Annotated in this window: 11 protein-coding genes and 1 pseudogene; 6 read left to right on the forward strand and 6 right to left on the reverse strand. The window is 55.0% G+C overall.

Annotation, left to right across the window (positions count from 1 at the left end):
- Positions 1-208: 208 nt before the first annotated feature.
- The 4 genes from ACIGG6_RS16155 to ACIGG6_RS16170 all read right to left on the reverse strand — a co-directional run bounded on the left by ACIGG6_RS16155 (position 209) and on the right by ACIGG6_RS16170 (position 5,454).
- Positions 209-2,014, reverse strand: a complete 1,806-nt coding sequence (locus ACIGG6_RS16155) for an acyl-CoA dehydrogenase C-terminal domain-containing protein (protein ID WP_399845846.1) — start codon at positions 2,012-2,014, stop codon at positions 209-211.
- Positions 2,015-2,241: 227 nt separating this feature from the next.
- A complete protein-coding gene (locus ACIGG6_RS16160) occupies positions 2,242-3,009 on the reverse strand; it encodes an SDR family NAD(P)-dependent oxidoreductase (RefSeq protein ID WP_399845848.1) in 768 nt (255 codons plus the stop codon).
- A gap of 17 nt (positions 3,010-3,026) precedes the next feature.
- Positions 3,027-4,697, reverse strand: a complete 1,671-nt coding sequence (locus ACIGG6_RS16165) for an AMP-binding protein (protein ID WP_399845849.1) — start codon at positions 4,695-4,697, stop codon at positions 3,027-3,029.
- Between the two features lie 193 nt (positions 4,698-4,890).
- Positions 4,891-5,454 carry a TetR/AcrR family transcriptional regulator gene (locus tag ACIGG6_RS16170; RefSeq protein WP_058576310.1) on the reverse strand — a complete coding sequence of 188 codons (564 nt, stop codon included), beginning with the start codon at positions 5,452-5,454 and terminating at the stop codon, positions 4,891-4,893.
- Between the two features lie 127 nt (positions 5,455-5,581).
- Between ACIGG6_RS16170 and ACIGG6_RS16175 the strand changes: the two genes are divergently transcribed.
- Complete coding sequence (locus tag ACIGG6_RS16175; protein WP_399845852.1) at positions 5,582-6,769, forward strand: acetyl-CoA C-acyltransferase; 1,188 nt, start codon at positions 5,582-5,584, stop codon at positions 6,767-6,769.
- A gap of 52 nt (positions 6,770-6,821) precedes the next feature.
- Here the strand turns inward: ACIGG6_RS16175 and ACIGG6_RS16180 are convergent, their stop codons facing one another.
- Together ACIGG6_RS16180 and ACIGG6_RS16185 are read right to left on the reverse strand one after the other, a co-directional pair.
- Complete coding sequence (locus tag ACIGG6_RS16180; RefSeq protein ID WP_399845854.1) at positions 6,822-8,510, reverse strand: methyl-accepting chemotaxis protein; 1,689 nt, start codon at positions 8,508-8,510, stop codon at positions 6,822-6,824.
- 26 nt (positions 8,511-8,536) lie between these two features.
- Complete coding sequence (locus ACIGG6_RS16185; protein WP_083024519.1) at positions 8,537-8,947, reverse strand: arsenate reductase ArsC; 411 nt, start codon at positions 8,945-8,947, stop codon at positions 8,537-8,539.
- A 148-nt stretch (positions 8,948-9,095) separates the two neighbouring features.
- Between ACIGG6_RS16185 and arsH the strand changes: the two are divergent.
- From arsH to ACIGG6_RS16210, 5 genes and pseudogenes are all read left to right on the forward strand, one after another.
- Positions 9,096-9,814 (forward strand): annotated as a pseudogene (gene arsH, locus ACIGG6_RS16190) (arsenical resistance protein ArsH).
- 13 nt (positions 9,815-9,827) lie between these two features.
- Positions 9,828-10,895, forward strand: a complete 1,068-nt coding sequence (arsB, locus tag ACIGG6_RS16195) for an ACR3 family arsenite efflux transporter (protein ID WP_399845856.1) — start codon at positions 9,828-9,830, stop codon at positions 10,893-10,895.
- A 12-nt stretch (positions 10,896-10,907) separates the two neighbouring features.
- Complete coding sequence (locus ACIGG6_RS16200; protein WP_399845858.1) at positions 10,908-11,561, forward strand: NADPH-dependent FMN reductase; 654 nt, start codon at positions 10,908-10,910, stop codon at positions 11,559-11,561.
- On the forward strand, positions 11,561-11,968 hold the full coding sequence (gene arsC, locus ACIGG6_RS16205; RefSeq protein ID WP_399845859.1) for an arsenate reductase (glutaredoxin): 408 nt from the start codon (positions 11,561-11,563) through the stop codon (positions 11,966-11,968). The genes ACIGG6_RS16200 and arsC overlap by 1 nt, the downstream gene beginning before the upstream one ends.
- Positions 11,969-11,985: 17 nt before the next feature.
- Positions 11,986-12,282, forward strand: coding sequence for a CC/Se motif family (seleno)protein (locus tag ACIGG6_RS16210; RefSeq protein WP_083024525.1), 297 nt, complete (start codon positions 11,986-11,988; stop codon positions 12,280-12,282).
- The last annotated feature ends 24 nt before the right edge of the window (positions 12,283-12,306 follow it).

The raw sequence follows: 12,306 nt of genomic DNA on the forward strand, positions 1-12,306 counted from the left end.
TCTAACTTCCTGACAAACCAGAGGTTTTTCAACCTCCTTCACCGCTGGTAACGCTTGGCGTCCCCGGCAGCGGATGCGTACTTTACGGATTCGCGGCCGGGTTGGCAAGAGGGTTTTGAAAAAAAAGCGGCAGACGATGCCAAAAGCAAGTCTGCCGCAAACCACCGATCAGTACCCTGACCAGAGAGTGCCTGGTAAACGCCTAGACTTAAATCTCAAAGCCCAAGCCAAAATCTTCGCTTGAGATGGCCATTAAGCTGCCCGCTCCCGCTTGAATCATTGCCGCGTGCGCTTTGGAACGCGGTAACAAGCGCTGGTAATAGAATCGCGCTGTATTCAACTTTGTCTTATAGAAAGCGGTATCATCACCGTCCTGGGAGGCAGCCGCCTGCTTGGCAGCACGTGCGAACAGGTAAGCAACCGTCACGTAGCCTGAGTACATCAAGTAATCAACGCTGGCAGCTCCTACCTCTTCACGGTCCTGCATCGCTTTCATACCGATGCCCATGGTGAGCTCGCCCCACTCGGCGTTCAGCTTAGCCAGCGGCTCAATAAACTCTTTCAATGCGGAGTTATCCGCTTCTGCTTTGCAGAACTTGTGAATCTCTTTGGTGAATACTTTCAGCGACTCACCTTGACTCATCAGCACTTTGCGCCCCAGCAGATCAAGCGCTTGAATACCGGTCGTACCTTCATAGAGGCGTGTGATGCGCGCATCGCGCACCAGTTGCTCCATGCCCCACTCTTTAATAAAGCCGTGGCCACCAAAAATCTGCACGCCTTCATTGGTACACTCGAAGCCTACTTCCGTCAGGAAAGCTTTGACGATGGGTGTTAATAGACCGAGCAGCGTCTCCGCTCGCTCTTCCTCCTCGCCCGGCGCGCCGTGCTCAACAATATCGAGCATTTGGGCGGTATACAGCACCAGCATGCGGCCGCCTTCAGCGAAGGCTTTTTGAGTGAGCAGCATACGGCGTACATCAGGGTGCACAATAATAGGATCAGCGACTTTATCCGGCGCTTGTACGCCAGACAGCCCACGCATCTGTAAGCGGTCACGGGCATAGCTTAGCGAGTTTTGGAAGCTAGCCTCCATCAACCCTAAGCCTTGGATACCCACGCCTAAGCGAGCCGCGTTCATCATGGTGAACATGCAGGCCAGGCCTTTATTCGGCGCGCCAACTAGATAGCCCGTTGCGCCATCAAAGTTCATGACGCAGGTAGCGTTACCATGGATACCCATTTTGTGCTCAAGCGAACCACAGCTAACGCCATTGCGCTCGCCTGGGTTACCCGCAGCGTCCGGCAAAAATTTGGGCACAACGAATAGCGAAATACCTTTAGATCCTTCAGGAGCATCTGGAAGTTTGGCCAGCACGAGATGGACGATGTTCTCAGCGAGATTGTGTTCACCGGCTGAGATAAAGATTTTGGTACCCGTAATGTGATAAGCACCATCTTCAGCGAGCACTGCACGGGTTTTGATCAAACCCAGGTCAGTACCGCAGTGCGGCTCCGTCAAGCACATGGTGCCAGTCCAAACACCTTCTACCAGCTTGGTGAGGTATGTCGCCTTCTGCTCGTCGGTACCGTGATGACGCAGCGCATCCGCCGCACCATGTGACAAGCCCGGGTACATACCCCACGCTAAGTTAGTGGCGCAGATCATTTCAGAGAGCATCATCGCCAATGAGTGCGGAAGGCCCTGACCACCCTGCTCAGGATCTGCCGCCAAGCTCGGCCAGCCGCCCTCAACATACTGCTGATAGGCTTCTTTAAACCCTTTAGGAGCTTTCACCTCGCCCCCTTCCAGCAAACAACCCTCCTCATCACCGCTTTGATTGAGAGGTAGCAGCACCTCACGAGCAAAGCGACCACCCTCTTCCAAAATAGCACTCACGACATCTGGCGAAGCATCTTCACCATTGGGAAATGCGGCGTAGTGGCTTGGGTAATCAAACATTTCGTCCATCACGAAACGCATGTCACGCAGAGGGGCTTGATAGCTGGGCATGTCACTTCTCCTAAGCAGGGGGCCGAAAGGGCTGGGCTTCACCAACGCCTTTCAAACACATGTTTGAAAACTAGCGCGCTCACACAACCCAGTCAAGCAGTCGTTTGAAATAAGCTAAAAAACCGACTACGACTTTGGTCGCCACAAATACAAGCACCTGTTTTAAATACAAAAAAGCCTGCTCGAAATATGAGCAGGCTGGCCAGGAGCGGTATGCTTAAAGCGGCTTACTGCATGCGTATTCCACCGTCCAGACGAATCACCTCTCCATTAAGCATGGAGTTGGTAATGATTTGCTCTGCTAAAAGCGCAAACTCTTCAGGTTTCCCCAAACGCTTGGGGAAAGGCACTGCAGCAGCTAATGCTTGGGCGGCCTCATCAGGAATCTCGCTCATCATTGGCGTCTCAAACACTCCAGGAGCAATGGCCATAACGCGAATGGCATGGCGGGATAACTCTCTCGCCGCTGGTAGACTCATCCCCACGACCCCCGCCTTAGAAGCGCTGTAGGCACACTGCCCCACTTGCCCATCAAACGCCGCAATAGAGGCCGTGTTGATAATCACACCACGCTCACCGCTATCACCCGGCGGGTTTTTAGCCATCGCAGCGGCCGCTAGCCGCATCACATTAAAAGTGCCAACTAAGTTGATATTGACCGTGCGCGCATAGCTATCAAGGTCGGCAGGATTACCTTCTCGATCCACTAACTTGGCGACGCTCACCACACCCGCACAGTGAACCACCCCAGAAAGCCCACTTTCGCCACCCAACGCCACCGCCGTATTCACCGCCTGCTGCATATCGGTGGCAGAAGTAATATCAGCGACACAGGCTTTGGCCTGTGCACCCAGCTGTTCTGCTAGATTCAACAACCGATCACTCATATCGCACAGCACTACATTGGCGCCAGCGTTTACCAGCCATTCTGCCGTGGCCGCACCAAGACCTGAGGCAGCGCCAGTAATCAAAAACGTACGATCCTTTACCTGCATGGCACATGTCCTATGAATTATGAGTTATCACGCACTTGCTCTGCCGCTTGGGCACGCAGCTTAAAGCGCTGAATCTTGCCGCTGGGGGTTTTAGGTAGCTCATCGACAAACTCAATCACCCTGGGGAAAGCATGGGTAGAGAGCCGTTCGCGCACCTGCTGGCGAATCTCTTCCGCCAGGGCATCGCTGGGTTCAAAACCATCGCGCAACACGATGTAAGATTTAATCACTTCGCCGCGAATCTCGTCCGGCTGCCCCACCGCTGCGGATTCCGCCACCGCTGGATGTGTCATTACACTATTTTCAACGTCTGTCGGGCCTACCCGATAACCTGCAGTCGTGATGATGTCATCGTCGCGGCCTGCAAACTGGAACGAACCATCCTCATTACGAATCACCACATCGCCGGTCAGGTAGTAACCGTTAACGAAGGGGTCTTTCTCCTGCCAGGTATAGCCTTGGAAAAAGTGGGCGGGTGAATTCTTGATATCCACCGCCAAAACACCAGGCTCACCGGGCGGCAGCTCGTTATATTCCGCATCAAGAATGGCCAGTCGGTAGCCCGGCATAGGAACGCCCATGGCACCTACATGTTTGGGGTGCTCAAGAGAGTGGTGGTTATTGCAGGTCATCCCGGTTTCCGTTTGGCCGTAATGATCCATCACCGGGCAACCCAGCGATTTTTCTACCCAGGTAACGACCTCCGTGTTCAGCGGCTCCCCCGCCGAACTGGCTGCACGCAGCGCTAGGGTTTGGTGGGCGCTATCAAACAGGCCAGACGCTTTCATCAAACGGTATGCCGTCGGCGCCGCTGCAAAATTGGTAATGCGATGGCGCTTCATAAACGCCAGCGCACCCTCTGCACTGAACCCTGCTTCACAGAAATGGGTTGTAACACCCAGTAAGAGCGGCCCAGCAATAGCGTAATAGAGACCATAGGCCCAGCCAGGGTCCGCCATATTCCAGAAGCGGTCATCTTCACGGAGATCAACCGCCAGCTCCATATAGAGCGCAAATGCGGTCATACCCGATAACGGCACGGCGACCCCTTTGGGCTTGCCCACCGTGCCGGAAGTAAACATCTGTAGAAATGGCTTATCCGGCGAAAGCCGGGGTGGGGCCTCACTCATTGACGTATACGTCAATGCGGTTTGCCAATCGAGGTCGTTGGCATGCTCACTGGTTGCACCGCCCACGGCTAAAACGGGCGGACACTGACTTAAGCCATCAAACTTGTAGCGATTGGCATGATCGGTAATAACCAACTTGGTATCGGCACGGCCAAGACGGTAATCCACGGCATCCGGCCCAAAGGCAGTGAACAGCGGCTGATAGACGGCCCCGATGCGCCACGTTGCTAGCACGGTGATCAGCAAATTAACAGAACGGGGCAGCATGCAGGCAATCCGGTCGCCCTCACCGAGCCCTTGGCTTTTGAACCAGCCTGCTAATTGGCCGCTCTGCTGATCAAGTTCGGAATAGGTAAGCGTATGGGTTTGGCCCTGGGTATCTTCATGGACTAGCGCCAATACATCACCACGCCCTTGGCGCACATGCCGGCCACAACAGGCGTCAAAGGCGTTTAAATATCCATCCTGATGGTCGTCAAGCTTGGCGACGACGCTATCAACCGAAAAGCTTTCAAGAAAAGTCGAATACGGGGGAAGTGACGTGGATGTTGCTGTCATGACGGCTCTCTTATGTTGTTGGTCGTGAGCACCCGGACAGGCAGGATTCAACGTAGCGTTGGCATTATTGTGCGTTTACGTTAACGGAAACCTACCGATAGACCAACGCTAAAAGCATTTACCCAAGAGCGCAAGCCACAAGCGCGGCCATGAGGTTAGACGTTGGTCGATTGGGGAGAGACAGCGCCAAGCATTAGCGCGACAGGATCATTGCCACCAGCTCATCAGCAAGGTCGTCTGGCGTGCGCGGGCCGTTGGGGTCATACCAACGAACGGTCCAGTTCAACGCGCCTAAAATAAAGCGGGAAACGAGAAAGCGGTCACCATGAATCAGCCCTGCCGACAGAGCATCATCAATCACTTCAACCCACATCGCCTCATAAGCATCGCGTAGGTGGCTAAGGTGGGCACTGGCGGCGGGGTCTAACCGTCGCCATTCAAACAGCGCCACTACGTGAGCATTACGATCTGCAAACAGCGTTTCCAGGTGAGCCCTTGCCATCGCGTGCAGCCGAGCTTCTGCACTGTCGGGGCAAGATTGCAACGCGGCTTTTGCGATGCCTAGTGCGTTCTGGGTGCCCTCCTCAATCACTGCTGCCAGAATTTCCTGCTTATCTTTGAAGTGATGAAACAGGCTGCCGGACTTGATGCCCATTTCCTGGGCCAGCATGCGCACCGTGGTGCGATCAAAGCCCTCTTGGACGAATAGCTGAGCTGCTAAGCGCGTCAATTCCTTGCGGCGAGGAGATGCATTCATTACATTCATGTCATTTACACTAGCGCTTGCTTGGTTACTTAGGAGAAGACCACAGCCCCGCGAATGGGTCAACGCATCGCTAATCACTCAGCCAGATAATCACAAAAAATCTATCAGGAGATAGACAATGAGTAGCGCTACCGACGTCGTCTTTTTATCCGCCGCCCGCACCCCGATGGGCGGTATGATGGGCAGCCTTTCCAGCATGAGCGCCCCCGAACTTGCCGCAGTTGCCATCCGTGCCGCTATTGAACGCGCAGGTATCGACGCTGCCGCTATTGAAGAGGGCATCATGGGCTGCGTTTTGCCTGCTGGCGTTAAACAGGGCCCCGCACGCCAGGCGATGCGCCAAGCAGGCATTCCCGATGCCAACGGTGCCACCACCATCAATAAACTCTGCGGGTCAGGCATGAAAGCCACCATGCTCGCGCATGATTTGATCAAGGCCGGTAGCGGGGAGGTTTTATTAGCAGGCGGCATGGAGTCTATGTCGAATGCGCCTCATGTACTCACTAAGGCACGCGGCGGCTATCGACTGGGCCACGGCGAGCTCAAAGACCATATGTTCCTGGATGGCCTGGAAGATGCCGAAACCGGCAAACTAATGGGCGTCTTTGCGCAGGATGTAGCCACAGAGCGCGGCTATACCCGCGAGCGGCTGGATGACTTCGCCATTGCTTCGCTTGAACGAGCGATGGCCGCCACCAACAATGGCGATTTAGATGCCGAAATGGCCCCTGCCACGGTCACCACGCGCCAGGGCGACACCGTTGTTTCTCACGATGAGCAGCCTTTCCAAGCCAAGCTGGATAAAATCCGCCAGCTGCGTCCTGCATTTGCTAAAGATGGCACCATCACAGCAGCTAACTCTAGCTCTATCTCTGATGGCGCATCAGCGCTCATCTTAGCAAGCCACGAAGCCGCACAGCGCCATGGTGTTAAACCACTGGCAAAAATGCTGGGCCACGCTACCCACTCACGCCACCCCAGCGAATTTACTATTGCCCCTGTAGGCGCGATTGAAAAGCTGATGAAAAAGCTTGGCTGGGGAGTCAACGACGTCGATCTGTTTGAGATCAATGAAGCCTTCGCCGTCGTAACCCTCATGGCCATGGACGACCTGGGCTTACCCCATGAGAAGGTGAACGTGTTTGGCGGTGCTTGCGCTCAAGGTCACCCTATTGGCTCCACCGGCTCACGTATTATCGCCACGCTAATTCATGCCCTGCGCACGAAAGGCGGCAAGCGCGGTATTGCCAGCCTTTGCATTGGCGGCGGTGAAGCCACCGCCGTTGCCGTTGAGCTCATGGATTAAACACTCACCACAGCATCACACAGTACAGTTCCCATCCGCGTCTTGGCAGCCACTATGCCAAGGCGCGCATATCGCCTTTATAATCGCGATCACTCGATTCAGCGCTTGCCATTGCCTGCCAGTCCAACTGCTCCAGAGGCCGTTCCACCTCTTCTTCATCATATGCGTCAGATACTGGAGTCTCCTCAACAATTTGGAACTGTCCCGCGTACTCACGCATCTGCAGCGCTTCTTGGGTTAACCCCTCGGCGCTTTGTGCCGTTTGGTTGACCAGGCGCATCGTATCTTGAGTCGTCGCGTCGATTTGCGTGACAGCAACGTTCACTTCTTCAATACCGCGACGCTGCTCCTCAGAGGCTTTGGCCATTTGCGCCATCAAGTGCTCTACCTGAGTCGCCGCTTGCATGATTGCCCGAGTGTGCTCACCTGCCTGCTGGGAAAGCTCGCTACCCTGTTCAACGCTTTTACTTGAGGCCTCAATGCGTGCACGAATATCGTGAGCAGCATCGGCACTGCGCGTTGCCAGCGCCCTCACTTCGCTAGCCACTACAGCAAATCCGCGTCCATGCTCGCCAGCCCGCGCCGCCTCAACCGAAGCGTTCAATGCCAAAATATTGGTTTGGAAAGCAATGCTTTCGATCACCTTGATAATGCTTTGAATTTCTTCGGAGTGCTCGTTGATAGACTGCATGGTGGCAATAAACTGAGCGATCACTTCATCGCCCTGCTGCGCTTTATGAGACACGTCGGTGGTAGAGCGATTTACATGCGCTGCGCTTTCCGCGTTTTGATTCACCGTCGCAGTGAGCTGCTCAAGGCTCGCGGCCATCTGCTGAAGCGCCGATACTTGAGAATCGGTTTGTCCAGCCAACTGCTGGCTTTGCGTTGCCATGGCTTGGCTGTCGCTATACACCTGCTGGCTGCTGTTATTGAGGTGATTCACGGTGGTGGTTAACGAGCGCTGCATATTCGCCAGCTCGCTAAACAGCAGGCCAATTTCATTATTGGCGTGCGCTTCCACCGGGGAGGATAAATCGCCCTTGGCAATACGCTTGAAGTGTTGAGTAATAACCCGCAGCGGCCGCAGCACGTTACGACGTACCCCCCACACCACCACGCCTACCACCAGCAGCGCCAGCACGACGACCCCAACTACGCCCATGAAGAGCAGCGATGAGACGTTCTCGAAACGCTCAGACAAGCCAGCGCCACGGGCCACCGAATAGCCGTAAAACGCTTCTGCGGTGTTAACAAACTGCTGACTGCTATCATCAACCCGAGATTCGCCAGAGAGAAAGCCACGCACATCGCGCTCTTCTAGCATCATCATCTGCAGGCTAAGGTTGTTATTCACCAGGGATTGAAAATTACTCGCTAACTGACCAACCAGTTCTGGCTGCTCCCCCTCAGGAAAATGCGTTTGGAAAGCCTCAAAATGCGTGGCCGCCGATGCCAGCAACCGATCCGACTCTTCCAGAAGCGGCTCTGGACGATCAAACGAGGGAGTGCGGATCAGCTCAGCTGCCCGATTCATCTGTACCCTGGCGCGCAACAGCTGTGTGTAAGCGCTATTTAGCTCGCGCACCTGAGCCATGTCGCGCTGCTGCATCGATGTAAAGGCATCGCGGCCAAACTGGTTGGCAAAAAGCCCTAAGCCACCAATGGCGAGCACAAGGCCAGTAAAAGTCACGAGTACCAGCGTCCAACTCGCCTTGACGCTTAAATTATTGATAAATTTCATGGTGCACCCCGTCGAGATAGAAATGATCAGCTTTTTTGCAGCGGTAGCCACAGCTGTAAACGTCGGCGGATCTCGAACAGCGCCTGCTCGTAAGCGTCCAACTTACTGATCAGACGAGGGTCACGGATGTCCCAGAATAGAATTTCGCCTGCTTTCCCTTGCCAATCGCGGCACGCCTGCTGAGCTTTGTCACACAGCACGATCACTACGTCGAACGTTTCGTTCTCGAACTGATCCAGCGACTTACTGTGCAGCCCATCTGTCGAAAGACCCTGCTTTTTTAAGGCTTCAAGGGTTAGCGCATGGGGCTCATCGGGTTCAGAGCCTGCACTGAAGGATTCGAAGCGATCACCGGCCATATGGCGAAGTAGCACTTCTCCCATGAGAGAGCGCGCAGAATTGGCATTACAGAGAAAGAGCACGCGACGCTTCGACATAAATAAACAACCTCTTATTTAATTTTACAGCCCAACCATACACCCAGATGATGACGGCAATATTGCAACCTGAACGGCCTGCTAGAAATATACGATAAAACATATATCATAAGTGTTATTGATCGCATTTACTCACTAAGGAGCCCTCATGGCCCTACTTGAGGATTTACCCAACCTAGACCCTGCACTCTTCCGCACGCCCAGTCTAGACTCGCTAGGGCTGCCGTCCTCTACACAACCTGCCCCTAAGATTTTGCTGCTGTACGGATCCCTACGCGAGCGCTCATTTAGCCGCTTGGCGGTCGAAGAAGCCGCCCGCCTGCTGAACGCGATGGGCGCTGAAACACACATTTTTAATCCGCGCGGCCTGCCGCTTCCTGATGCCGAAGATGCCAGCCATCCTAAGGTGGAAGAGCTGCGCTCCCTAGCACAGTGGGCAGATGGGATGGTGTGGTGCTCACCAGAGCGTCACGGGGCGATGACGGGCATTATGAAAGCACAAATTGATTGGATACCCCTGGCGTTGGGCGGCGTACGCCCTACCCAAGGCAAAACCCTGGCCGTGATGCAGGTCTGCGGTGGTTCACAATCTTTTAACACGGTGAACCAGCTGCGCATTTTGGGCCGCTGGATGCGCATGGTGACGATCCCTAACCAATCGTCCGTGCCCAAAGCCTTTATGGAGTTCGATGACAACGACCGCATGAAGCCCTCGCCGTTTATGATCGCATCGTAGATGTCATGGAAGAACTCGTAAAATTCACCCTGCTGGTACGGGAGCGTAGCGACCTGCTCACCGACCGATACTCAGAGCGTAAAGAGAGCGCCGAAGAGCTTTCTAAGCGCGTTAACCAGCGAGCCATCTAATCAAGGAGCGAGCATGTCACATCAGGAGCAAGCAGCCCCCAGCAGTGCTGACATGGGGCTTTTCGAACGCTATCTGTCGCTTTGGGTCGCCGCTGCGATTGTGGCCGGTATTGCGCTAGGCCAGTGGGCTCCCGCCATTCCCGAGGCTCTTTCACGCTTTGAATACGCGCAGGTGTCGATCCCGATCGCCGTACTGATATGGGCGATGATTTTTCCCATGATGGCGCAAATTGACTTTAGCGCGATCGCTGGCGTGCGCCGCCAGCCAAAAGGGCTGGCCATCACCACCACGGTGAACTGGCTCATCAAACCCTTCACCATGTTTGCCCTGGCATGGCTATTTTTTATGGTGATTTTTAAACCTTTGATTCCTGATGCGCTGGCCAGCCAGTACCTTGCGGGGGCGATTTTGCTGGGCGCTGCGCCCTGCACGGCGATGGTCTTCGTCTGGAGCTACCTGACCCGTGGCGATGCGGCCTACACGCTGGTACAAGTCGCCCTCAACGACCTGATCATGCTGTTTGCCTTTGCGCCGATCGTGGTCTTTCTGCTGGGTATTTCCAATATTCAGGTACCCTGGGATACGGTGCTGCTGTCGGTAGTGCTCTACATCGTCATTCCCCTGGCGGCAGGTTACCTCACGCGAAAAACCCTTATCGCTAAGCGCGGTGCCAAGTGGTACGACAACGTCTTTATGAAGCGCATTGGCCCCATCACTCCCATGGGACTGATCATTACCCTGGTACTGCTTTTCGCGTTTCAGGGCGATGTCATTCTGAACAATCCACTGCATATTGTGCTTATCGCCATTCCGCTGATTCTACAGACGTTTTTAATCTTCTTTATCGCCTATGGTTGGGCAAAAGCGTGGCGCGTACCGCACAATATTGCTGCTCCCGGGGCGATGATTGGTGCCAGCAACTTTTTTGAGCTTGCCGTGGCCGCCGCCATTGCGCTGTTTGGCCTGCAATCGGGCGCTGCTCTAGCAACGGTGGTGGGTGTACTGGTAGAGGTACCGCTGATGCTGGCCCTGGTGCGCATTGCCAATAACACGCGCCAGCATTTCCCTACTCATGCTTAAGGAGCCTGCTTGATGGCGCACTATTTGATTTTTCTCGGCTCGACCAGAACGTCAACGCCTCCCGCGCCCGCCCGCCTGAGCGAGCGGGTAGCCAAAGCGTGCTTGCAGTTACTCAACGCACAGCGCGATACGACGGCGGAGATTATTGACCCGCTCTCACTCGATTTGAGCGGCCCGTTTAAACCACACTTTGCCTATTCTGCCTCCACGGTACCGGATGACCTGGACGCCCTAGCAATGAAAATTGATCAAGCAGATGGCTACGTCATGGTCAGCCCTGAGTACAATCACGCCATGAGCCCAGCACTGAGTCATTTACTGAATCACTTTGGCGCGTCGCTATTTGCGTTTAAACCCAGCGCCATCGTCACCTACTCTATGGGCCAGTGGGGCGGCACCCGCGCTGCGGTGAATATGCGCTCGTTTCTATCTGAGCTGGGCTGCTTGCCTGTCTCCGCGATGACACATATCCCAAAGGCTCATGAAGCCCTCGATAGCGATGGGCAATTTCGTGCAGAGCAAGAGCGCTGGGAAGGCTATTTTGGCCGCACGCTAGCACAGTTGATATGGTGGGCAAACGCGGCCAAAGCGCACAAGGCCAAGCAAGATCCTATTAGCCTATCGCCAGCTATTAACCAAACACCCTCTCAGCGTGACGCCCCTTAATGTCAGTCACTATCTACCACAACCCCAACTGCGGCACATCGCGCAACACGCTGGCCATGATCAAAGCCTCAGGGGAAGATCCTGACGTGATCCACTACCTGGAAACGCCGCCCAGCCGAGAGCGGTTGGTAGCGCTGCTGGCGATGATGAAGCTGCCACCGCGAGCGCTGCTGCGCCGCAAAGGCACGCCTTACGATGAGCTCACATTGGATGACCCTACGTTAAGCGATGATCAGCTTATCGACGCCATGCTGGCACATCCAATCCTCATCAATCGCCCTATCGTTATCACACCCAAAGACGCAAAACTCTGCCGACCTTCCGAACAGGTGTTGGCGCTGCTGAAGCGGCCAGTGGCGCACTTTGTGAAAGAGGATGGTGAGCATGTTGACTACCCACCCACGTAAGAGGCGCTCAAGAAGCGATGGACCCGATCATTGAAATAGAAGAAAAAGCCGCCGCTTTTATCAAGCAACAAGGGGGCGTGGTCACGGTACGGTTTTCACCCCGTCACGGCTGCTGCGGAGGCACGTCGCGCATCGCCATCGCCGAGACGTCTGCCCCCAAAGAGACCTCAACGTTTGAATGCCACCAGCTGCAAGGAGCGACGCTCTGGATAGCCCCGGAGCTTACCCATCAGGGCTTACGACTCCGGGTGGAAGGGTGGTGGAAGCTGCAGCGGCTATTCGTCGATGGTGCCCCGCTACGCGCTGGGCACTAGGACACGCCCGCGCCGTGAATCGGC

Source organism: Vreelandella lionensis, assembly GCF_044543515.1.
GTDB lineage: Bacteria > Pseudomonadota > Gammaproteobacteria > Pseudomonadales > Halomonadaceae > Vreelandella > Vreelandella lionensis.